This is a genomic window from Faecalicatena contorta (assembly GCF_001404335.1).
GTDB classification, from domain to species: domain Bacteria; phylum Bacillota; class Clostridia; order Lachnospirales; family Lachnospiraceae; genus Faecalicatena; species Faecalicatena contortus_B.
This window is the reverse complement of sequence record NZ_CYZU01000029.1, coordinates 1-23,867: the sequence shown is the minus strand read 5'-3', so window position 1 is coordinate 23,867 and position 23,867 is coordinate 1. Positions and strand designations below refer to the sequence as shown.

The window sequence follows — 23,867 nt, the reverse complement described above, 5'->3', positions numbered from 1 at the left end:
CTTGTGTATCGCTGTGTATTGTGTTAGTCTTGAATCATAAAGTCACGAAAGAAAACAGCAAAAAGTGAAAGCAGTAAATACAAGGAGGTCTTTCAGTATGGCTACCATTAAAGATGTAGCAAAGCGTGCGGATGTGGGAATTGCTACGGTGTCACGCATGATTAACGGAACCGGTTATGTTTCGGAAAGTTCCAGAAAAAGGATTGAGGAAGCGATCCGTGAACTCAATTTTATTCCGAACGAACGCGCGCGGAATTTATCGAGGAAAAAGTCGGGAATCATCGGGGTAATTATTCCAGATTTCCAGACGCCGTTCTATGCTTCTTTTATCCGCCAGGCAGAGATAGAGCTGTACAGATATGGGTATAAGACGATGGTCTGCAATACGGTTAAGACGAGCGACCGGGAGCAGGAATATATTGATATGCTGGACCGGAATATGGTGGATGGGATTATTACCTGCGCCCTGTCTGTGGAGGATACGGTGTACCAGCAGATCGACAAGCCGATTGTCAGTATGGACCATGATCTGGGACCTAAGATACCGCTGATCCATTCTGACCACCGCAAAGGCGGAAGGATTCTGGCGGAATATCTGGTGGAACAGGGGTGCAGGAGAGTGATCCAGATCGGCGGATTTTTCAGGGTAAATACGCCGTCCAACGACCGGTATCTGGAATTTGAAAATGTGATGAATAAATACCATATCTCAGTCCGCACGCTGGAAATGGAGTGGAATCGGATGGACTATTCCTATTATGTAAATCTGCTGAAAAATTATGAAGATGAAGTGCGGCAGGCAGATGGGATATTTGCTTCTGATATGGGGGCCATAGCGCTGTATCATTTTGTGACCGACATGGGGATAAAGGTACCCCGGGATTTGAAAATAGTGGGATATGACGGCACGGATTTTACCCGCATGGTGACACCGGTTGTGACAGCTGTCTGCCAGGATATTCCGCTCCTGGCTAAGAAATGTGTGGATACAATTATGAAACTGATACAGGGAGATCAGGATATTGAGTACCACCAGATTACGGATGTGTATCTTCAGAAGGGTGGTACTGCTTAAAGATAGAATTGTTAAAAACGACCAAAACAAGAATGATTACTATTTTATGGAAACGTTTCCTTTATGCATTGTGCTTATATGGAAACGTTTTTATAATGTTTATTAGTAACAAATAAATAAAAAATGATAAAAACGCATTGACAATAATGGTAAAAGTGCACATAATTAATATATGGCCGACAGGACATAACATTACGAACTTGTTACTGAGAATGCTCCGTAACGCATGCCCTGGCGGGCGGGTCTGCAGCAAAGGTGCAGAACAAAAGATAATCAACGCATGCGAAAGTAAAAATATCCGGATAGGAATCAAGGGTGAAATAATTTTAGAAGAAAGGAAAAAATGCAGGCACACCGATCACCCTGTGTGTATGCATCTTTCAACTACAAGCAGGCTTGTGCTTGAAAGTCTTGGTACAAAATATGAAACAGGTAAAATGGGCGGTCGTTGGCACAGGCTATATTGCCAATGAATTTGCAAAAGGGATGCAGGAAGTAGAGGATGCCGTGCTTGCGGCAGTCGTTTCAAGAAGTATCGTAAGCGGAAGGGCATTTGCCCAGAAATATGGCTGCGTTCAGGTGTATACAGACTTTGAGGGTATGCTCGAACAGGAAGAGATCGATGTTGTGTACATAGCAATTCCGAATGACTGCCATTATGCATATATCATGGCGGCGCTCGACAGAGGAATCCCTGTTTTGAGTGAGAAGCCGATGGTAGATAATCTGCGGCAGCTGGATGATGTGTTCAGAAAAGCAGAGGAGAAACAGGTCTTTGTGATGGAGGGAATGTGGACAAGATGCTTCCCGGCGGTAATAGAAGCCAGGAATTGGATAGAAAAAGGCAGGATCGGAAAACCTCTGGCCGTACACGCGTCTTTTGATATCAAACCGGACATTGACGACTGGCAGCCGTGGAAAGGCGGTGTGCAGCATGCTGCGGGAGCACTCAGAGATGTGGGGATCTACTCGCTGGCGATGGCTTATCTTGCATTCCCGGAGGGGCCTGTTCAGGCTTATTCCACAATGAAGTCTAACGGGGAAGTGGATGAGAGTTTCCATATGCTGCTGGAGTACGAAGATGGCGGGGCCGCATTTGTTGGAGGTGCATTTAATCAGGTAAGTACACCTGAGACGGAAATTGTCGGGGAAGAGGGCAGAATCATAATCGGTTCAGAGTTCTGGCATCCGACTACGGCTACACTGATCATGAATGATGGTACTAAGGAAAAGTATATGGAGACATATCCCGCCTCCGGCTTCCAGTTTGAGATCAGGGAAGTACAAAAGTGCCTTAGAAACGGTGAGTTGGAATGCCCGCATTTTACCTGGGAAGAAAGCAGGAAGATAGCAGCCTTAATAGAAAATACAAGAAAAGACTGGGGCATTTATTACAAGGCAGACACGGAAGGAGAAGTTTAGGACATGAAGGGCGCAATCAAACAAATCTGTGTTCTGGTAGATGATCTGGATACAGCAATGAAAAACTACTGGGAGAAATTTGGAATAGGGCCATGGGATATCCGACATTTCACGCCGGATACCGTCAGAGATTTTTATGTACATAACAAACACATTGAAACGGGATTTGATTTCATCTGTGCGGTAACCTGGGAGGGAGATGTAGAGTATGAACTGATCCAGCCGGTCGAAGGACCGAATATCTACTGGGAGTATCTGAAAAAATACGGAAGCGGCCTTCACCATTTTAAAATTGTGATTCCGGATGATGAAGAACTGAAAGCATATGTAAAAGAACTGGAGGAGAAAGGGCTCAAGGTGATGCAGACGGGGTGGATCGACAACGATGTACACTATTATGTGGATTCTCACGAGCAGCTGGGCCTGACACTCGAGCTTGGAAACGGAGGCAGAATCGGCGAGGCCCCGGAAGTATATCCGGCAAAGGATGCAAAGAGACCAGTGTCCCACAGGCAGAATATCAAGCAAATTGCAATTGTCGTGGACGATGCAGAAAAATACATGGAGAATTACGCTTATTATCTTGGAATTGACGGATGGGATGTGAGGCATTTCACACCGGAGAAGTTAAGAGACTTTAAGGTGAACGGCGCGCACATTACAGAGGGATTTGATTTTATCTGTGCAGTGAAATGGGTTGGCGGCATGGAGATCGAGATCATACAGCCCATAAAAGGAGATAACATTTACTGGGATTTCCTTGAAAAGCATGGCCCCGGGTTCCATCATATCAAAGATGTATACCCGGATGAGGAGATCAAAGAGGAATGCAGGAGACTGAGCGGATACGAAGTCCGGATCATGCAGACGGGATGGATCGATGGAGACAGCCATTATTACATGAGCACAGAGAATCTCCTCCACATGATCGTGGAATTCGGCAATGGCGGCAGGATTGAAGCGCCGGATTACGTATACTGCGCAAAGAACGGGAAATGAGAGAGTCATCTCTGGTTTTAAGCAGAGGATTCAGAGAAGCGGGCTGGGAAGGGTTTCCCGCGGACCGCATCTTCAGGAGAAAAGTAAAAGAACAGGAGCGATAAAATATGAAAAAGAAAATCGTAAGTCTGGTATTAAGTATGGCAATGGCGTCAGCACTTTTGGCAGGATGCGGCAGTGTCGAGGATTCCGGTAAGGATTCCGGCAGTAAGGCAGAGAGCGGGCAGACAGAGGATAAAGCAGATAAAAAAGAGGATGGAAATTACACGATTGCAGTAGTACCAAAGCTGACGGCGCTGGCATGGTATGAGAGAATGGAAGAGGGCGTTGATGAGTACGCAAAAGATAACGGTGTGGATGCATTCTTCACAGGGCCGTCCGAGGCAGACGGCGCGCTGCAGGCACAGTGCATTGAGGATTTAATCTCACAGGGCGTTGATGCCATCTGTGTAGTACCATTTTCCACGGAGTCACTGGAGCCGGTATTAAAGAAAGCCAGGGATCAGGGCATCGTAGTGATCACACATGAGGCTCCGGGTATGACCAATGCAGATTATGACATTGAGGCCTTCAATAACGACGAGTACGGCAATCACCTGATGGAAGCGCTTGGCGATTCCTGCCAAGGGAAAGGCGAGTATGTGCAGACGGTAGGAGCACTGACAAGCGCGTCTCATATGGAATGGGTGGCGGCAGCGGAGGCACTGCAAAAGGAAAAATATCCGGATATGAAAAAATACGGAGACCTTATCGAGACATCCGACGACCAGGATACCGCATACAATAAAGTGAAAGAAGCACTGACGGCGAATCCGGGAATCGTGGGAATCCAGGGCTCCGCAATGCCGGACGTTGCAGGCGCCGCACTGGCTGTTGAAGAAATGGGAATGTCAGGAAAGATTAAGATCGTGGGAACGGCTCTTGTTTCCAATGCGGGTGAGTATGTAAAGAACGGCACCATTGATATGATCAGCTTCTGGGACCCGGCCCTTGCAGGAAAAGCCATGGTAGAGACGGCCGTAAAGCTCCTCAATGGCGAAACAATCGAAGACGGTGTTGATCTTGGTGTGGAAGGTTACAACGAGATGAAGCTGGATGGAAATATTTTGATTGGAAATGCATGGATTGATGTGACGAAAGACAATGTAGACGATCCAGCATATGATTTCTGATTCACGGTTAAAAAAACAGGGGTGGGAGGTTCTCAATGGAGCGGCATCCCACCTATTTTCATATTTATCAGCAGGCTGCATTACTTAACAGCTTAGACACGGAGTACTCAAAAGAAGTGGAAGAGAACTATGGATAAAATATTTCTGAGATTAGAAAACATTAAGAAAACATTCGGCGGCGTCCAGGCGCTTAAAAACGTGGAATTGGAAATCCGGGCCGGTGAGATCCACTGCCTTGCAGGAGAAAACGGATGCGGAAAATCAACGCTGATCAAGGTGATTTCCGGCGCCCATGACCCGACAGCAGGATCCATTTATATTGAAGGGGAAAAGATAGAGAAACTGACACCCATTGATTCGATCCGAAAGGGCATCCAGGTGATTTACCAGGATTTTGCGGTCTTTCCCAACCTGACGGCAGCCGAGAACATTGCCATGAATCATGCTCTTTTGACTGGTGCGAAGACTATGAACTGGAAAAGGTCCAGGGAGCTTGCCATCCGTGCAATGGAACAGATCGGCGCCCATATGGATCCGGATGTCCTGGTGGAAAGGCTTTCCATAGCCAATAAACAGATGGTGGCGATCTGCCGTGCGATTATAAATGATGCCAAACTGCTGATTCTGGACGAGCCGACAACGGCGCTTACCCAGAAGGAGGTCGGCATGCTCAACACCATAATAAGGAATCTGAAGGAAAAGGGCATGGCAATCGTGATTGTCAATCACAAACTGGATGAAATCTATGAGATCGCGGACAGGCTGACCATCTTAAGAAACGGTGAGAACGTGGCGACCGGGCCGATTGAGGAGTTTGACAGAAAACGGTTCATCAAGTGCATGACCGGGCGCGATGTGGATGAGGTGTATTACCGCCCCGAGGGCAGCAGAGAAGTCATTCTGAAAGTGGAGAATCTTACGAGAAAGGGTGCATTTAAGGATGTCAGCTTTGATCTGAAAAAGGGCGAGGTTCTTGGCATCACAGGGCTTCTGGGTTCCGGCCGCGGGGAACTGGGAGACGCGCTGTTCGGCATTGCTCCGGCCAGCGGGGGAAAGATTACGCTGAATGGAAAGCCCGTATCCATTAAGTCCATAGGGGATGCCATGAAAGCGAGAATTGGATATGTACCGGAGGACCGGCTTACCCAGGGACTTTTCCTGGACTGTACAATCCAGGAGAATACCGTGGCCGCATCCATTCGGAAATATCTGAAAAAGGGCAGGCTGAACTACCGGGAGATGTATGACGCGACGCAGGCATGGATCCGGAAAATCGGCTGTAATGCGAAGTCGCCGAAACCGCTGATCCGGACTCTTTCCGGAGGAAATGCGCAGAAAATGGTCATTGCCAAGTGGCTGAATACCAATCCGGCGCTGCTTGTGCTCAACGGCCCCACCGTGGGTGTGGATATCGGTTCTAAGGCAGACATCCATAAGATACTGAGGGAACTGGCGGAGCAGGGCGTTGGAATTATTGTGATATCGGATGATGTCAGCGAGTTGATACAGAACTGCAGCAAGATTTTGATTATGAAGAACGGCAAGACCGCCGGCAGCATCAATTCAAAGGAATTAGATGAGACAAGGCTTTCCCGGCTGCTTACAGGTGAGGAGGAGACAGTATGAAAGACAGAATAAAAAGAGGGCTGACTGCAAACGAAATGATTGTCGTATACATTATTGCCGCCCTGTGTATTCTTATTGGGGCTGTCAATCCGGCATTTGCAAGTGCATCCACGGTGGTTTCACTGCTGCGTTCCATGCTGGTAACCCTGATATTCGCAGCGTTTGAAATGATGGTTATCATTTCCGGCGGAATCGATGTTTCCTTCCCGGCTGTAGCCAGCTTTGCAATGTATGCAACGGCAATGATCATGAATGCAGCAGGGCTTAACAGTGTGGTGCTGGCTTTTATGATAGCAATCGTGATCGGTATGCTGTTTGGTTTTCTCAATTCCGTTCTGGTTGCACGACTCGGAGTTCCGCCGCTGATTGCGACGCTCGGGGTGAGCAGTGTGGCAAACGGGGCCACGCTGGCATTCCTTGGCTCCAGGGAAATCAACCGTCTTCCGGAGAGCTTTGGAAGATTGTCTAAAGTATTCATTTATGAATATGTGGGAGACAGCGGAATTACATATCAGCTGACGGCACTGATCCTGATACCGGTTGTGATCTATATCGGGCTGTGGATTCTCCTGAAATATACCATGCTGGGCCGTGGAATCTATGCAGTGGGCGGAGACAAGAATGCGGCCAGAATTGCAGGCTTTGGGGTTGTATTTATCCAGTCCTTTGTGTACATACTTGCGGGGGCGCTGGCCGGAGTCGGCGGCGTGACTTATATGATCCTGATGCGGCAGGCGCATCCACAGGTTTTGATGGGAACAGAGATGATGGTGATTGCGGCGGTTGTCATGGGCGGCACGAGAATCACAGGCGGGCACGGTTCCATATCTGGGACGATACTGGGCGTCACGCTGATAGCCCTGATTCAGAACAACCTGATCATGCTGGGGGTTCCGACCTATGCACAGACATTTGTGGTAGGGCTTTTGATCGTAGCCGGTACATCCATCACCTCACTGAGAACTAAGAAAATACAAAATAGTGTGAAAATATAGGAAGGTGGCACGATGGAAAATATAAAAAGCAGACTGAAAAATTCAGATAAAAACAGCATGATGCTATTGCTGATTGCCGTCCTTATTTTTGGAGTCATGGCAGTCCTGGCGCCTTCTTCCTTTCTTGGCATAAAAAATATCCAGGGAATGTGCACACAGTTTCCGGAATTCGGCTTGATTTCATTTGGCATGATGCTGGCTATGATCTCGGGCGGGATTGACCTGTCGCTGGTTGGAATCGCGAATTTTTCCGGGATCACTGCAGCCTATATCATGGTGAAAATGGGCGGAGGCCCTGTGTCTATTCTCCTCGGGTGCATTGCTGCTGTTATAGTGGGGGCGCTTTGCGGCTGTTTTAACGGCTTTATGATCGGATACCTTCAGATCCCCGCCATGCTGGTAACTCTGTGCGGACTGCAGCTGTACACGGGCTGTGGGCTGATGATTACAAAGGGTCCCGCAATCACTGGGCTTCCGGAAGGCTACAGCATTCTGGGAAACGGCACACTGGCTGGGGTACCGATTGCATTTATTCTCTTTATCCTGGGCGCCCTGCTGGTTTCCTTCCTGCTCCGTTCAACCGTATATGGACAGCATGTGCGGTATATGGGAACCAACTCTATGGCGTCACGGTACAGCGGGATCAATAATCTGGCGGTTACGATCAAGACGTATGCCGTATCCGGTGTGCTGGGAAGCCTGGCCGGATTGATCATGGTGTCCAGATACAATTCTGCAAAAACAGATTATGGCAGTTCTTATACACTGCTTTCCCTGCTGATTGTCGTTCTGGGCGGAACAAACCCGGATGGGGGAAAGGGCAGCGCAGTTGGAGTGCTGCTGTCTGTAATCGTGCTGCAGCTGGTGTCCAGTGCGTTCAATATCATGCGTGTCGATTCCTCTTTGAAAACATTTGTCTGGGGGGTGATACTTATAGTAGTCATAGTAATTGGGCAGATTGGGGGAAGAAAGCGGGGGCGGGAGTGAGATGGGACGCTCTGCGCCAGGCTTGCCGGGAAGGCTGCGGGGCTGTGTATGTCCTTTCCGTATGCACCCGTGCTGCCAACTGATTCTAAGAGATAATAATGCCGGGAATGTGGGCACGGGATGACACAGCGAGAGAAATTTGATAATTTCTCTCACTGGGTCATCCGGAAACATGATTCGGAATCATGTTTCCTCCCACATTCCCGGCATTATTTTCTCTAAGAATCAGTAAGCGCACTCTAGCATACGGAAAGGACATACACAGTCCCGCAACCTTCCCGGCAAGCCTGGCGCAGAGCTGGTGCATCCTGGCGGGAGGAGAGGATGGTTCTTTCATTTTTAGAGAGTTCTGTCGGGGGCAGACTATGGAAGGGCTGCACGTTGGGTCTTGATTATAATAGGTGGTATTTTGGTTAGTTTTTATTTTTTCCTTGGAGGGAGTGTGGATCTGTTGAGGAAGCGAACTTGTTATAGTACCTCATGGAATCTTCAGGGGTTAAGGAGAAGCCTTTTGACAGTTTGGTCAAGATGGTTTCCTTACTGTATCCTTCTTCTGTATAATCTTTTACTAGTACTTTGATTCCTTTCTCAAGCCCCTTCCCAATTCCTTCTTGATATAAGTCATCCAATGCTTTACATATAGTTATGGTTCCTCCTTTTTCCGTAATTGATGCTTTTAGATGTTGCGCTGATCCCAGCATTGTGCGAACGGCTTTATAGGAATCCTGATCGATTTGTGCGAAATATGAGTTATGATTCAGCACATAATCTTTCATATCCTCTTTATTTTTTCTATATTTTAACATGCCAAATATGATCTGTAAATCAGTTTGAAAACACTCCAGGTTTTCTAATTTTTTCGGATCTATCAGGTTGATTCTGTAATTTGGGACATACTTCTTCAGCATTTGGCAGTCTTTCCTGTCTATCCCAAGGAGTCCGTGCAGATCCAGGCTGCCATCCCAGTCCTCTTCGCCGTAGTAAAAAACAATATTCAGGACTGGCGATAATAAATCCATTTTTTTCAGCCCGGAAAGAAATTCAGCTGATTCTTTTAAATCCTTTTTCATTATTTTCTATTCTGTTACAAATAAAATATTTATAAAATCACCCCAAAGGATAACCTACAAGGAAACGATTTGATTGTATATTTCAGATATACGAAGTATAATTGACGAAGGAGGGAATGGAATTGGAGTATTTAACATCAAATGAAATCGCAAAAAAATGGAATGTCAGCAGCAGAATGGTTGCTTACTATTGTAAAGCAGGAAAAATTGTGGGCGCAATTATGAGGGGGAAAACATGGCTGATTCCTGCTCACGCAGAAAAGCCGAGTGACCACCGTTATCGAAAAAATAAGATGATGGTTCAGGACAATCCAGAACTTCAAGGCGCCTTGCAGAGCATTAACAAGCTGGATTCAGATAACAGCACTGTTTACAGAGCAAAGGATTTATATCAAAATCTTGGCCTTACGAGGGAAACCCTGCGTTACTACGAAGAGATTGGATTGATTGCACCGGAACGGAATCAGAGCAGCCAATACCGGGAATTTACCTTTGAAGATGTTTCCCGCCTGATGTCCATTGACTTTTATAAGAAACGTGGGTTTTCGCCGTTAGAAATCCGAGAGTTGACAGCAGCCGGGAAGCATAGCGATTTAGACGTGCTGGATAAAAAAATCAGCGATATAGAAGAAACGATTCGAGCCGGACAGCGGATTCTGGGGCGGCTGGCAGAGACAAAAGCGTTCTGTGAATATGCCGCACAGTCTAAAAAAGTATTCTCAGTGAAGGAACTTCCGCCCTATTGGGTTTTGGAAACCTTTGACGCGGTATCCTCTCTGAAAGAGTATCAGGAGCGGGTACTAGTATCGCTGGATTTACAGGAAGAAGATATTTTATCGAACCTGGTGCGTGTCGTTACCTTTGATTCAGCCGGATATAAAGGCACGAAGATGTGTCTGGTAAGTAAGGCTTCTAATGAAAGAAAAGCGGCGGGAAGATTGACTTTGGAATACGGCAGGTGTCTGCATACGGTTTTTGACGCGGACAGCCATGACGATTCTCTGATGGAGAAAATGTTTTTTGAAAGCCATACATGGGCCGCTGATCATCAGGAGAGCTTCCGGGGCGTTGTCTATATTTTTGTCCGATTTGTGGAAATGGCTGAATTGGGGGAGCGCAATTTTTACGAGGTTTGGATTCCGCTGAAATAAATAAAAAGCCTATTGACTTGGGGGCTTCCACCACCTTTATACTATTTTATGAAAGGTGGTGGTGCGGTGAAGATCAGAAGCTATGGCAGGGATTATACGCTTGTAGTTGTGGGCCAAATCGTCTCGTTATTTGGCAATGCAATTCTGCGATTTTCCCTGCCTTTATATCTGCTGAGGGAAACCCATCCCGGTCATTGGCGCGGGAATGGTTTCAATGGGGATTGCGATATATTCGAAAAAAGTACTCAAGAAATTAGGAGGAAACAGCGCTGAGACTAAGAAGAGGTGAACGGAATTGAATTTAAAAGGAAAGAAGGTTTTAAGGGTGACAGTGATTCTGTTGGGCACGCTTGTCGCATTCATTGTCCTGTTGTTCATATTGTTGTGGCTCAATAGTCCGGGCAGGATCGAGCCGCAGGCTCATACAAACGGAAAGCCCATAGAAGGCAGTATATCGGAGATCGTGCGGATGCCTATTGGCGGCGTGGAGCAGGGCATGATCATCCAGGGGATAAATCAAGATAACCCCATACTGCTGTTTTTGCACGGCGGGCCGGGAAACCCCGAATATGTCATGGCAAAAGAGGCGGGGGTAAAGCTGGAGGAAGCGTTCACAGTTTGTTATTGGGAGCAGAGAGGAAGCGGCATGTCATACTCCTCCTCGATTCCCAAGGGCAGCATCACGCTGGAGCAGATGGTGTCCGACACCATAGAGGTTACGAATTACCTGCGGGAGCGGTTTGGCAAAGAAAAAATATATATCATGGGTCACTCATGGGGGTCCTTCCTGGGAATCCATGCTGCATATGAACATCCTGAACTATATAAGGCTTACCTGGGAATCGGGCAGGTCGTCAATCAATTTGAATCTGAAAAATTGAGCTATGATGTTCTGCTTGCAGCCGCAGAGGAAAAAAATGACCAGCAGGCCATAGACAAGCTGAAAAAGTATACATTGACGGTCCCCTCCGATGTAACGACGGAGTATCTTATGCTCCGCTCAGATTTGCTGAGTAAATATGGATATGGTGTATACCACATTGCCAAATCCAAAATGGAACTGCTGATGCCTGTTATGAGCGCGAAGGAATATACGATAAAGGATAAATACGGCTATGCAATGGGGGCATTGCTCAGTCTGGAACAGCCAATGAATCAAGCGCAGTATACCACTGATTTGAACGAAACAGTTCCGGCCCTGGAGATTCCCGTGTATATCTTCCACGGGTCCTATGACAGGCAGGTATCCTTCGACTTGTCAAAGGCATATTTTGAACAGTTGCAAGCGCCGCATAAGGCGTTTTATAGTTTTGAAGAATCCGCCCACAGCCCATTTCTGGAAGAGCCGGAGCGCTTCATGGAGATTGTGAGACGGGAGGTGCTGAAAAACGAGGGTTGTGCGCTCTACGGCCTGACGGCACCATCCGGTTCCATCATGTGGTGCTTGTAGAGAACTGATGGTTCAGCTTATGCCTGAAAACTATCGGGAGATTGAAATTTTCCTTGACTTTGAAACAGAAAAGGTTGTTACACTTGGGGAACTTACTCCCGATTGGTGGATATGAACAATTTTGATTAAGGAGTACAATGGCCAGAAGGGTTTAGTTGAACTTACAGTCACATCAAACATGACGCCTATATGTCGTGCTTGGTGTGCTATAATAAGCGCATTGAACAATGCAGCGGTATCTAAATTAGGCAAAGCTATGAAAATGGTTGTAAATTGCTTTCTTACTTCTGGTATGACTATGAAAGAAACTTCTGCAAAAATGGACGTTTCTATAGAGGATTTAACAACGCTGCTGAACAGTTAACTTCTCAATATAACAGGAAGCTGAGAATTATAGAGAAGTTGACAAATCAGAATTGCAAAGGAGAATTAACAATGAAAAAAATCGGATTAGGGATTTCAATATTACTCTTCGCTATCGTAATCTCTCTTTCTTCATCAGGAATGGGATTGCTTACTATGGGGATTGGTATTGTAGGATTGATTTTTTCACTCATTGGATTTATGGAACATGAGTAAACAAATTCCAGTTTGGCGGAAAAAAACTGAAAATTGTTGGTATAAAGAAATAAAATGCGTGGGCTGCAGTGTATGCACGACGCTGTGTCCAATGGGCAATTTGTCAGTTGAAAATCAAATGGCGGTACATCACAATCGATGCACCATGTGTTATCGCTGCATCAGTCATTGTCAGCATCAGGCGATTACGCTGTTAGGCGATACCTTGCATGAACAATGCAGAATTGAGAATAACCTGTAACGGGTAAATCAGGCGATTATATTTTGCGGCATTTTATGGAGAAACGCCGGTTAGATCGGAAAATAGTTGATAAAAGCAGGAGGATAATTATATGTCACGAATATCAAACATTGAAATTAAACAAGAGCCGGAGCATTACACGCTAACAATTCGTAAGACGATTAATTTTATGAAAGACTATTCAGATTTTGCAATGCAGGCGTTTGCGTTGACTGGCGATTACTTGAATGAAATGAATGTATATCCCATAAGCGGCCCCGTTGTCTGCTTCCATAATCAAGAGCTGGAAAGCCTTGATGTGGAAATGGGTTGGCAAATTGCTCAAAAAATTGAGAATAGAGATATTATGCTATGCAATATGATACCAACCCGAAAGGTCGTATCGGCAATTGATTTAGGCCCTTATGAGAAGCAAGACCCTACGCTGATGGATATATTTGAATGGGTAAAAGAAAATGGGTATGAACCGCAAGGCTCAATTTACTATTATTATTTGAATGATACTGAACGGCCAGAAGCAGAGTATCTCACTCAAATGTCAATGCCAATCAAACAGGCAGACGAAGAATATGGAAGCTGCGGTTGCGAATTAGACCCAATGTATAAAAGAGCTTTAGAATTGATTTAACAGCACTTTCAATTCCGGTTTAAAGAGAAGATGATCTGATTCAGCATTTGGCAGTCTTTCCTGTCTATCCTTTCATTTCGCCTCCTTTTCCTAAAAACATCCCGCTTGACATACAAAACCCAATGCCGTAAGATTATTCTTGATGTATTGAAAAGTCTGCATTTCAGCGCATTGCAGAGAAAAAGCAGATTTGAGGCAAGCAAAACTAAAGAGAGGTTTGAGAGTGAAATGAAAAGAGAAAAGTTTGGTTCCAGGCTGGGATTTATCCTGATATCAGCAGGATGCGCCATCGGTCTGGGTAATGTCTGGCGGTTCCCCTTCATTACGGGGCAGTACGGAGGGGCTGCGTTTGTATTGATTTATCTGTTTTTCCTATTGGTTCTGGGGCTGCCGATTATGGTAATGGAGTTTGCCGTAGGGAGAGCAAGCCAGGTGAGCGCTGCCTTATCCTTTGACAGGCTGGAGCCTGAAGGGACAAAGTGGCACTGGTATAAGTACGGTGCAATGGCAGGCAACTATCTTCTGATGATGTTCTATACGACAATCGGAGGCTGGATGCTGCTGTATTTTATTAAAATGGCAGGCGGCAGATTCGAGGGTCTGAACGCAGAAGAGATTGCCGGTGAGTTCGGCGCGCTGACCGCCCGTCCGGTTCTTATGGCTGTCTGCATGATCATTGTAGTAGCACTTTGCTTTGGAATCTGCAGCAAGGGCCTGCAGAAAGGCGTGGAAAAAATCACGAAAGTGATGATGCTGATTCTGCTGGCGCTGATGATTATACTGGCAGTACGTTCCGCAACTCTTGAGGGTGCAGGAGAGGGTCTGCGTTTCTATCTGTCCCCTGACTTTTCAAAGGTAAAAGAAGCCGGGATTATGGATGTGGTATTCGCGGCCATGGGACAGGCGTTTTTTACCCTGAGCCTTGGTATTGGAGCGATCGCCATATTTGGAAGTTATATAGATAAGAAGAGAACCCTGACAGGAGAGGCTGTCTGCGTTACGGTTCTGGATACATGTGTGGCCCTGGTTGCAGGCCTGATTATCTTCCCTGCGTGTTTTGCATTTGGGGTAAAGCCGGACAGCGGGCCAAGCCTGATCTTCATTACCCTTCCCAACATTTTCAATTCCATGAGCGGAGGGCGGATCTGGGGAACTTTATTTTTCCTCTGCATGTTTTTCGCAGCCGCCTCGACAATCATTGCAGTATTTGAAAATATCATATCCTTTGCCATGGATCTGACGGGATGCAGCCGTGGGAAAGCAGTGCTCACCAACTTGGGAGCGATTATCGTCCTCTCCCTACCATGTGTACTGGGCTTCAACATCTGGAGCGGCTTCGCCCCCATGGGTGCAGGCACAAACGTACTGGACTTTGAAGACTTCCTCGTAAGCAACAATCTCCTCCCTCTGGGCAGCCTGATCTACCTCCTGTTCTGCACCAGCCGCATCGGATGGGGATGGAAAAACTTCTGTAAAGAAGCCAACACAGGCGCCGGAATTAAATTTCCAAAATGGGCCAGAATCTATGTTTCCTATATCCTGCCCCTGGTGGTACTGTTCATTTTCGTACAAGGATACTGGTCACTGTTCCATAAATAACGGATATAAAATGAAAAAGTTTTATAGCAATATGTGCGTATTTTATAAGGTGCCGCATTCGACCGCCTGTTCTTTCTAAAGATTTACCCAGAGCGATTATGTTGAAACCGCCGTGCTTCTTGTGTGGAAGCCTTGTTATTACGGGCGTTTACGGGATCTTTAGAGAGATATGATGTTGTGTTTTGGGGAAGGTGAGATGGATAAGTTTCCGCAGTTAGTGGGATGAGGTAATGCCAGATCGCTCAAAAATAAGGGCTTTGTTGAATAAAAGACGCAATCAAACAAAACCCTTATTATTTGGAAAAAGATATACTAAGAGGCCAAACTCAATACAAGTTAACGAATACTTAACCTATGTAAGTGTAAGGGGATATAGTTCAATTAGTATATTGATTTAAATGTACCATTAAAAAATGGGAGCCCGCCCGTGACTCCCTTACTTGATACAATAGTATCTTCGGCACCCGTCCGAAGATTATTGTAATAATATTCATATGTATAACTAATGAAAAATATACTTAAATTATAATAATAAAGGAAACTCACTCGTAGTCACCTTATTTGAAAAATAATAATATTACCCCGCCCGTGAGTAATCTTCTTGTATTCTTATATTAGCATGAACTAGATGTTTTGTCTACGTATTTTTTGAATGTTTTTCTAAAAAGTTTTCCAGAGCCTTAATATCTGAAAAATCGAATTTATCTAAAAGAGCCTGATAGTTAGCTAGAATTAGTTGGTAACTGGCTATCTCTTTATTTAAATCGTTTCTTATATTTTTCAACTTTTCTATGTATTGAAGTTTATCGTTAAAGGTATTCTGCATGGTTTGATAGTAATGATTTAAGTCGAGGGATAATGAAATTGCATAATCAATTTTTTTCATTTCATCAGGAGTAAGATTTACTACATAATCACCAAGCCGTGCTTTGCTGATACATACAATATTACCTAGGAGTACATTGCCGTCTAATACTACATCACCGTTAGAGTCCAATTTATCTACAATTGGAATAACAATCGGCAAGGATGAGGTTGTATGTGTGATAGGTGCTACTATCGTGTTAGGTGAAGATTTATTTGCAGAGTTATGCTGTAGAATTACACATGGACGGGCATTTGTCTCCTCCCCATAGGCGACTTTAAATGACTTAGATGCCATTGCTATACACGACCCATAGAGAGCTTAGTAGTCGATAATTGGGATAACAACATTACGCAGAATATCCGCGTTTTATTTAGCCGTTCTCCGCAAATGATCAGCTTTCAGTAAGCCGGCCTTCTTTCCTCCCCACTCCGCGGCAGAACTTCCTCTTTGCACTGGCGTCCCCAACAAAAGTGGGGGTGGAAATGTCTGATAATTTGACGTATAATGTCAATATGGTATAAATAGTATGAAAATACATACATTGAAGTGCTATCATACAGAAAATAACATGACTTCGGGTGGGCGTCCGGAGATATCGGAATAAAAGGGGAAGGAAGGGATTTCATGAATGTTAAATCGCTTCGAAAGAAGCTTGGCAGCCGTTATGGTTCCGCCGTCACGGTTCGGGTGGAGGATGGATGTATCGTCGTCTCCGGGCAGTTGAAGAGCTGGGATGATATCGTGGCGGCATGCTGTATGTGTGTGGACAAAAAGTCCGGCATGCATGTGGTAAATGATATCTGTCTGGAGGGAGCAGAAAGACCTCCTGTGCGGCTTCCGTCGTTTCGGGACCAGTCGCTGGAGGGGAGCCGTCCGGATGTCCTGATCATCGGGGGCGGTATTTCGGGAACGAGTATTGCAAGAGAACTGTCTAAATGGAAACTGGACATTCTGCTTGTAGACAAAGAGGCGGATCTGGCTGTGCAGGCGTCCGGCAGGAATGACGGGGAGGTCCACCCGGGAGTGGATTTGAATAAGGGCAGCCTAAAGCAGCATTATGTCCTGCTTGGCAATAAGATGTATGACAGGGTCTGCAGAGACTTAAGTGTTCCTTTCGAGCGCTGCGGGCAGTATGTCGGTTTCACAGACTGGTGGATGTATCCTGCCGTATGGGCCTATGCCTGGCAGAGAAAACACATATGTAAAGTGACGGATACCCGCATGATGAGCAGAAAAGAACTGGCAGACAGAGAGCCGAATCTGAATCCGGAATTTAAGTTTGCCATGTACAATTCCTCGGCTGGCTGTGTCTGCCCGTACGGACTCACGATCGCCTATGGGGAAAATGCGGTTGAGAACGGAGCCAGGATATCTTTGAACACGGCGGTGCTGGGAATGGAACTGACAGATGGAAAGATCGTTTCCGTGGAGACAAACAGAGGCAGGATTTATCCTGAAATCGTGGTCAACGCGGCAGGAGTGCTTGCCGAAGACATTGCGGAAATGGCGGGCGACAGGTTTTATTCGATTCACCCGAGGCGGGGAACGAACTCCATACTGGATAAGAAGGCCGGCTCTCTTGTGATGGGGATCTCATCCATAAAAACATGGAAGACGAACGCCTCTCACACAAAGGGAGGCGGAATCCTCCACACAGTACATGATAATCTGCTGGTCGGGCCCAATGCGGTAGAGACGCCGGAAAAAGAGAATTATGCCACAAGCAAAAACAGCATTGATGCCGTTTTTGCAAAACAGAAAATGACTGCGAAAGCACTGAGTGAACGGGATATTATTACCTATTTTACCGGCGTCAGGGCCGCGACCTTTGAGGAAGATTTTATTATTGAAAAGGGACATAAAACCCGGAACCTGATCCACTGTGCCGGCATACAGTCACCGGGGCTGACGACGGCGCCGGCAGTGGCGCTGGACGTCGAAAAGATGGTAGTGGAAGCACTGGAAAAGAAGAGGAAAGTAGAGCCCAATCCGGATTTTGATCCCGTGCGCAAGGCGCCTCCGGTTCTGAGCAGGCTTTCTGATGAAGAAAGGAACCACCTAATTCGGGAAAATCCTGATTATGGAGAGATCGTCTGCCGTTGTGAAGAAATCAGTAAAGGGGAAATACTGGATGCCCTGAAGTCTCCGATATGTGTACCTACGGTTGATGGGATTAAAAAAAGGGTCCGACCGGGGATGGGGAGATGCCAGGGAGGATTCTGCATGCCTCTTGTGACGAAGATCATCAGTGAATATCTGCGGGTTCCGGAAGAGCAGGTGAGAAAAGCAGGGGAGGGAACCGAAATCCTTCTGCGCGATACGAAGAAAATACAAAAGTCGGGGGAGGCGGCAGAGATATGAAAGCGTATGATGTCATAATAATCGGCGGCGGCCCCGCAGGTCTGGCGGCAGCCATATCGGCGGATAAGCAGGGGGCAAAAGTTCTGCTGCTAGAGAGAGAGGCAAGGCTGGGCGGTATTTTGAAGCAGTGCATCCATGATGGCTTTGGGCTGGTTCGCTTTGGAGAGAAGCTCTCCGGGCCGGAATATGTGGAACGTTTTCTAGGCGAATTCCGGGAAAGGAAAATAGAAGCAGAGCTTCTGACCTTTGTAACAAAGATGGAAAAGAAGGACGGAGTGTTTGCGCTGACAGCTGTAAACCGGCGGGGTGTGCAGCAGTACATGGCAAAAGCGCTGGTACTTGCCACGGGCTGCAGGGAGAGAACGGCAAAGCAGGTGCAGATTCACGGTACCCGCCCGGCTGGAATTATGACGGCTGGAACGGCCCAGCACTTTGTGAATCTGCAGGGGAAGATGCCGACAGAGCGCTGTGTGATTCTGGGCAGCGGTGATATCGGACTGATCATGGCAAGGCGGCTGACGCTGGAAGGCGCCCGGGTGCTGGGAGTCTACGAGGTGAAGCCGCAGCCCTCGGGACTTACGAGAAATATTATACAATGCCTGGAGGATTACGATATTCCTCTTCATTTGTCCCATACGGTCACAAGAGTATTCGGGGAGGAACGACTGACGGCAGTAGAGGTGGCGGAAGTGGATGAGCATATGAACCCAATAGAATCCACCAAAAAAAGAATAGCATGCGATGCATTAATTTTGTCTGTGGGTTTGATACCAGAGAATGAAATGGCGGAAAAACTGGGGATCAGGCTGGACAGCCGTACAAAGGGTCCTTTCTGCGATAATCATTTCATGACGGAGACTGCAGGCGCTTTCTCCTGTGGGAACGCACTGCATGTCAATGATCTGGTGGACTATGTGTCTGAGAGCGGCGAACTGGCTGGAACTGCCGCCGCAAAATACGCATTTGAAGCATCCTGCGGCGGCAGCGGTACAGCCGAAAAGGCAGCGGAGCTGGAGCTGTCCGTGGATTCTTCCCTGCAGTATATTGTTCCACAGAAGCTGCGCATAGGTACAGGCGGTGAGAAGGTGGTTTTCTATTTCCGCAGCAGGGAGAGTGTTGCAGTTGGAAACTTTGTGTTCACCGTGAATGGAAAAGAGGTTTTTATCAAAAAGTACCGGAATCTGAAGCCGCCGGAGATGGAACGGCTGGAATTGGAGCTGAGCCTGTTCGGGGCAGCGCCGGGCAGCAGGATTGAAGCTGCAGTCCGAAAGGAGGCGGGAGCATGAAAGAGTTAACCTGTATTGTATGCCCGAACGGATGCCGCCTTGAAGCAGAGGAGAAAGACGGAAAATGGATTGTCCGGGGCAACCAGTGTAAAAGGGGAGAACACTTTGCCATAGAAGAAATGACGCATCCCATGCGCACAATCAGCACCACTGTGAGTACGGTTTTTCCGGAAGCGCCTGTGATCTCCGTGCGGGTTTCGGCGGAGATTCCGAAAGAACGGATTTTTGATGTGATGAGGGAAATTAATAAAGTGACGGTCCGGGACAGATTTGCAGCGGGCACTCCGGTCATTAGAAATGTGCTGGGACTTGGTGTGGACGTGATCGTGACGAGCGGTATTCTAAAAGAAGAGAACAGTATATGCCAGAAGGGAGAAGAGCAGCTATGAGCAAGCCGTACAAAGATTTTGAACCAAAATGGGTGAAAACACCTGCGCCAAAGGATAGTTACAGATCTATTTTCCGGTGGGGGGATCCGGAATATGTGAAGTATCCGAAGGAATCCCTTTATAAAATGATGAAACAGATATTTAATATGACGGATGAGGATTTCAGTTCTTATGACGGAGACATTGGGATGGATCCGGTGAAGCTGGACGTTCCGTGTGATCTGGCGCAGGAGCATATGGAAGCGCTGAAGAAAATTGTGGGAGAGGAATTCGTTACCGCGGAGGATTACCCAAGGCTTGCAGTGGCATACGGGAAGACCGGTTATGATGCGGCCAGGCTGAGACAGCGCAAGATTGAAAATCTGCCCGATGTGGTTGTATATCCGGGCACCACGAAGCAGATCGAAGAGATCGTAGCATACTGCACAAAACACAGTATCCCTCTTTATGTGTACGGAGGAGGAAGCAGTGTGACCCGCGGCGTGGAACCGGTAAAGGGCGGAGTTTCCCTGGATATGCGAAAACGCTATAACAAGATCGTCTCTTTCAATGAGAAGGACCAGACAATCACCGTGCAGAGCGGCATGTCCGGACCGAAACTGGAAAGAGCGCTGAATCATGCCCAGAAACTCATGGGTGCAAAACGCGCCTATACTTGCGGCCATTTTCCGCAGTCCTTTGAGTACAGCAGCGTGGGCGGCTGGGTCGTTACCAGGGGGGCAGGGCAGAACAGTACCTATTATGGATGTATTACCGATATTGTGCTTTCACAGAAATATGCGACGCCAATCGGAAATATGCAGACCAGTCATTATCCACGGGAGGCAACCGGCCCGAACCTGAATGAGATTATGATGGGAAGCGAGGGGACTTTCGGCGTACTGACAGAGGTGACGCTGAAAGTGTTCCGGTATATGCCAGAGAACAGAAAACGGTTTTCTTATATATTCAAAGACTGGAAGACCGCCCAGGAGGCGGCAAGGGAAATGATGCAGTGCGAGGCCGGATACTCCTCTGTATTCCGACTGTCTGACCCGGAAGAAACGAATCTGATGCTCCGGCTCTATAATGTAGACGAGACGCCCCTGTGGAAACTGCTGGATACCCGCGGATATGCGGACATGGAGCGCTGCCTGTTCCTGGGATTTACGGATGGGGAGAAGGGATTTTCCGAAAATGTGGCTAAAAATACCCGCAGAATCGCAAAGGAGTACGGCGGAATGAGCCTGACTTCTTTCGTGACAAAGAGCTGGGAAAAGGGCAGGTTTACAGATCCGTATCTCAGAGATACGCTGCTGGACTTTGGCATTATGACAGACACGCTGGAGTGCTCCGTGAACTGGTCCAATATGGGCAGAGTGCATGAAGAGGTGCGCAAGGTCTGCCATGCCCTGCCTAATACGATTGTAACAACGCATATGTCCCACTGTTATCCGCAGGGGGCCAATCTGTATTTTATTTTCATCACACGAATGGACGATGCAGAGGCATTTAAGGCATATCATGCAACTATTCTGGATGCAATTCAGAAGTCCGGGGCAGCCATGAGCCATCATCATGGCATCGGAAAGATGTTCGCACCGTGGCTGGAAGGCCAGATTGGACGCAATGAGTATGGCGTCATCCGCGCCCTGAAGAATTATTTTGACCCCGGATATAACATGAATCCGGGCGGGACGCTGGGGCTGGATCTGCCGGAAGAGGAAAAGCGCTTTTTGAGAGAGGATATTCATTAGGACATCCGGGACTGGTGAAATAAGCGTATCCTTATGGAGGGAAGACCATGGGAGTAAAAGAAGAAAGGATCGTACTGACCTTTGATGTGGGAACCCAGAGTTCCCGCGCTCTGTTGATCAACAACCGGGGGGAGATACTGGGAAAGGGACAGATCAGGCATGATCCGCCCTACATTTCCAGAGAACCTGACTGGGCCGAGCAGGATGCGGACTTTTATTACCGCAGTATCTGTGAAGCTGCGCAGAAATTAAAGGCTGAAACCAGCCTGTGGGATCGGATTGAAGCCGTTTCTGTGACGACGATCCGCGACACGGTTATTTGTGTGGATAAAGTGGGAAAGCCCCTGCGCCCTGCAATCGTCTGGCTGGACAAAAGAAAAGCGGAAGGCGGCCCCAAGTTTTCACAGGTCACACGGATGATGCTTAAGGCCGTAGGGATGGAAGAGACTGCAAAAGTCCAGTACCAGAAAGCACACTGCAACTGGATCATGCAGAAAGAGGCGGATATCTGGGCCAGGACAGAGAAATATCTTCTGCTCAGCGGTTATCTGACATTTCTCCTGACGGGCAATATGACGGATGCAGCAGCCTGCCTGGTGGGGCGCCTACCGATAGACAGCCAGTGCAGGAACTGGCAGCGGAAAGGGGCTCTGACCCGCCCGGTATTCGATGTGGAACCGGATAAGCTTTGCGAGGTCAGGGAATCCGGGGAGCTATTGGGGAATATCACGAGGAAGGCGGCGGAGGATACCGGCCTCAGGGAAGGTCTTCCGGTGCTGGCATCCGGCTCAGATAAAGCCTGTGAAATACTGGGCCTGGGCTGCATTTCCAAGGAGAAAGCCGCCATTGGGTTCGGCACCACAGCCACAATCACATTCAACATCAGCCGCTATCTCGAACCGGAGCGTTTTATTCCGCCTTATCCGTCCGTAATCCCTGGCTGGTACAACCCGGAAATCGAGATTTACAGGGGATACTGGCTGATATCCTGGTTCAAAAAAGAATTTGCCGAAAAAGAGGTAAAACAGGCGGAGCTGCTGGGCGTAACTGCAGAACAGCTGCTGAACAAGCGTCTGAAAGAGGTTCCGGCAGGCTGCGGTGGCCTCCTCTTCCAGCCCTACTTCACACCAAACGTGACGATGCCGGTAGCCAGAGGAGCCATCATAGGATTCTCCGACCAGCACACAAGGATTCATCTGTACCGCGCAATCATAGAAGGCATCAACTTCGCCCTGATGGACGGCATGCGCTTACTGGAAAAACGTTCCGGCCACACATTCAAAGAGATCAGGCTGGGAGGCGGAGGATCCCAAAGCGATGAAATATGCCAGATCACGGCCGACATGTTCGGCATACCGGTCAAACGAATGCAGAGCCATGAGGCCACTGGAATAGGGAGTGCTATGGCGGCATTCGTAGGCATGGGAGAGTTTATAAATTACGAGGAAGCGCAGGAGTCTATGGTGCACCTGAAAGATGTATTTGAACCGGATATGAATCAACACCAAATATATCACGATCTTTATCATGATGTGTATCAAAATATATACGGGAAGCTGGTGCCGCTATACGAAAAGCTGCATGAAATATATCACAAGAAAATCGGGAGTTAGTGACGCGCTTTAGTCGCGGCACGGATGGGGACGCTCCATGAAGGGATAGCCGAAAACCTCCCGGAGAACATCCATGTCCTTTCAAAAATGCGGCCGCGGACCTAAGAAATTCTAGGCGGGAAACAGCCCTGAAAATGGAGCATCACTGACACATCACGAGAAATAGATGATTTCTCGCGATGGGTCAGCTGATTTTTGGATTCGGAATCCAAAAATCTCTCCATTTTCAGGGCTGTTTCCCACCAAGAATTTCTAAGGTTCGCTTTGAGCGTTTTTGAAAGGGCATGGATGTTCTCCGGGAGGCTTTCGGCTATCCCTTCATGGAGCTGGCGCATCCAACCGGCAGGAAAAAGCTCGTTTCTAAGGTGGGGCCTCAAACGGGGGCAGCGTATGGATATAGAATTGTCGGTTCTTTTATGTCCCCAGTAGGTGTACATAAACAAGGTGATGCGACTTACAGTTCATACACATCTGGAAGATGAAAAGACACGCATAGCCAATCCACATCCGCTGCCCTGGTCCGGGATCCCACCCAGTTGGCGGGCTTTCCTGCCGATTGGATGAGCCAGCTTTATGACAGGGAGGCCGGGGAGGTGCTGGGGCTGTATATGCCGTTGCGA

The 23,867-nt window shown here is 47.5% G+C and carries 20 protein-coding genes; 18 read left to right on the top strand and 2 right to left on the bottom strand.

All coding sequences use genetic code 11. From position 1 onward, the window contains the following. The first annotated feature begins 97 nt into the window (after positions 1–97). From ARB69_RS14790 to ARB69_RS14760, 7 genes are all read left to right on the top strand, one after another. On the top strand, positions 98–1,075 hold the full coding sequence (locus tag ARB69_RS14790) for a LacI family DNA-binding transcriptional regulator (RefSeq protein WP_050639651.1): 978 nt from the start codon (positions 98–100) through the stop codon (positions 1,073–1,075). Between the two features lie 402 nt (positions 1,076–1,477). Beyond that, positions 1,478–2,497 (top strand): Gfo/Idh/MocA family protein, encoded by a 1,020-nt coding sequence (locus ARB69_RS14785; RefSeq protein ID WP_050639652.1) that lies wholly within the window; start codon positions 1,478–1,480, stop codon positions 2,495–2,497. Between the two features lie 3 nt (positions 2,498–2,500). Continuing rightward, positions 2,501–3,496: a VOC family protein gene (locus tag ARB69_RS14780; protein ID WP_050639653.1), complete on the top strand. Its 996-nt coding sequence runs from the start codon at positions 2,501–2,503 to the stop codon at positions 3,494–3,496. A gap of 107 nt (positions 3,497–3,603) precedes the next feature. Then, positions 3,604–4,668: an autoinducer 2 ABC transporter substrate-binding protein gene (locus ARB69_RS14775; RefSeq protein WP_070102455.1), complete on the top strand. Its 1,065-nt coding sequence runs from the start codon at positions 3,604–3,606 to the stop codon at positions 4,666–4,668. Between the two features lie 129 nt (positions 4,669–4,797). Then, complete coding sequence (locus tag ARB69_RS14770) at positions 4,798–6,294, top strand: sugar ABC transporter ATP-binding protein (protein WP_050639654.1); 1,497 nt, start codon at positions 4,798–4,800, stop codon at positions 6,292–6,294. Next, positions 6,291–7,289, top strand: a complete 999-nt coding sequence (locus ARB69_RS14765; protein ID WP_050639655.1) for an ABC transporter permease — start codon at positions 6,291–6,293, stop codon at positions 7,287–7,289. The genes ARB69_RS14770 and ARB69_RS14765 overlap by 4 nt, the downstream gene beginning before the upstream one ends. A gap of 12 nt (positions 7,290–7,301) precedes the next feature. Continuing rightward, the gene (locus tag ARB69_RS14760; RefSeq protein WP_050639656.1) at positions 7,302–8,276 is read left to right on the top strand and encodes an ABC transporter permease; all 975 of its coding nucleotides are present in this window, start codon (positions 7,302–7,304) and stop codon (positions 8,274–8,276) included. Between the two features lie 413 nt (positions 8,277–8,689). Here the strand turns inward: ARB69_RS14760 and ARB69_RS14755 are convergent, their stop codons facing one another. Beyond that, complete coding sequence (locus tag ARB69_RS14755) at positions 8,690–9,346, bottom strand: Rpn family recombination-promoting nuclease/putative transposase (RefSeq protein WP_055153951.1); 657 nt, start codon at positions 9,344–9,346, stop codon at positions 8,690–8,692. Between the two features lie 122 nt (positions 9,347–9,468). On the opposite strand from ARB69_RS14755, the gene ARB69_RS14750 reads away from it, so the two are divergent. From ARB69_RS14750 to ARB69_RS14735, 6 genes are all read left to right on the top strand, one after another. Then, positions 9,469–10,497 carry a MerR family transcriptional regulator gene (locus ARB69_RS14750; protein ID WP_055153983.1) on the top strand — a complete coding sequence of 343 codons (1,029 nt, stop codon included), beginning with the start codon at positions 9,469–9,471 and terminating at the stop codon, positions 10,495–10,497. 295 nt (positions 10,498–10,792) lie between these two features. Continuing rightward, complete coding sequence (locus ARB69_RS14745; RefSeq protein WP_055153949.1) at positions 10,793–11,947, top strand: alpha/beta fold hydrolase; 1,155 nt, start codon at positions 10,793–10,795, stop codon at positions 11,945–11,947. Between the two features lie 435 nt (positions 11,948–12,382). Then, positions 12,383–12,526: a DUF4337 domain-containing protein gene (locus tag ARB69_RS27215; RefSeq protein WP_167702502.1), complete on the top strand. Its 144-nt coding sequence runs from the start codon at positions 12,383–12,385 to the stop codon at positions 12,524–12,526. Continuing rightward, on the top strand, positions 12,519–12,767 hold the full coding sequence (locus ARB69_RS28315; RefSeq protein WP_334291946.1) for a 4Fe-4S binding protein: 249 nt from the start codon (positions 12,519–12,521) through the stop codon (positions 12,765–12,767). Before ARB69_RS27215 ends, ARB69_RS28315 begins: the two co-directional genes overlap by 8 nt. A gap of 91 nt (positions 12,768–12,858) precedes the next feature. Further along, positions 12,859–13,395, top strand: coding sequence for a GyrI-like domain-containing protein (locus ARB69_RS25640; protein ID WP_070102452.1), 537 nt, complete (start codon positions 12,859–12,861; stop codon positions 13,393–13,395). A gap of 228 nt (positions 13,396–13,623) precedes the next feature. Further along, positions 13,624–14,994 carry a sodium-dependent transporter gene (locus tag ARB69_RS14735; RefSeq protein ID WP_055153948.1) on the top strand — a complete coding sequence of 457 codons (1,371 nt, stop codon included), beginning with the start codon at positions 13,624–13,626 and terminating at the stop codon, positions 14,992–14,994. Between the two features lie 637 nt (positions 14,995–15,631). Here the strand turns inward: ARB69_RS14735 and ARB69_RS14730 are convergent. Further along, the gene (locus tag ARB69_RS14730; protein WP_055153946.1) at positions 15,632–16,156 is read right to left on the bottom strand and encodes a type II toxin-antitoxin system PemK/MazF family toxin; all 525 of its coding nucleotides are present in this window, start codon (positions 16,154–16,156) and stop codon (positions 15,632–15,634) included. Between the two features lie 330 nt (positions 16,157–16,486). On the opposite strand from ARB69_RS14730, the gene ARB69_RS14725 reads away from it, so the two are divergent. The 5 genes from ARB69_RS14725 to ARB69_RS14705 are packed head-to-tail and all read left to right on the top strand — an operon-like array spanning position 16,487 to position 23,247. After that, the gene (locus ARB69_RS14725) at positions 16,487–18,223 is read left to right on the top strand and encodes an NAD(P)/FAD-dependent oxidoreductase (RefSeq protein WP_055153944.1); all 1,737 of its coding nucleotides are present in this window, start codon (positions 16,487–16,489) and stop codon (positions 18,221–18,223) included. After that, positions 18,220–19,509: an NAD(P)/FAD-dependent oxidoreductase gene (locus ARB69_RS14720; RefSeq protein WP_055153942.1), complete on the top strand. Its 1,290-nt coding sequence runs from the start codon at positions 18,220–18,222 to the stop codon at positions 19,507–19,509. The genes ARB69_RS14725 and ARB69_RS14720 overlap by 4 nt, the downstream gene beginning before the upstream one ends. Continuing rightward, complete coding sequence (locus ARB69_RS14715; protein WP_050639664.1) at positions 19,506–19,898, top strand: DUF1667 domain-containing protein; 393 nt, start codon at positions 19,506–19,508, stop codon at positions 19,896–19,898. Before ARB69_RS14720 ends, ARB69_RS14715 begins: the two co-directional genes overlap by 4 nt. Beyond that, positions 19,895–21,634 (top strand): FAD-binding oxidoreductase, encoded by a 1,740-nt coding sequence (locus ARB69_RS14710; RefSeq protein ID WP_055153940.1) that lies wholly within the window; start codon positions 19,895–19,897, stop codon positions 21,632–21,634. Before ARB69_RS14715 ends, ARB69_RS14710 begins: the two co-directional genes overlap by 4 nt. A gap of 47 nt (positions 21,635–21,681) precedes the next feature. Next, entirely contained in the window at positions 21,682–23,247 is a 1,566-nt protein-coding gene (locus tag ARB69_RS14705) for an FGGY-family carbohydrate kinase (RefSeq protein ID WP_055153938.1), read from the top strand. Positions 23,248–23,867 lie beyond the last annotated feature (620 nt).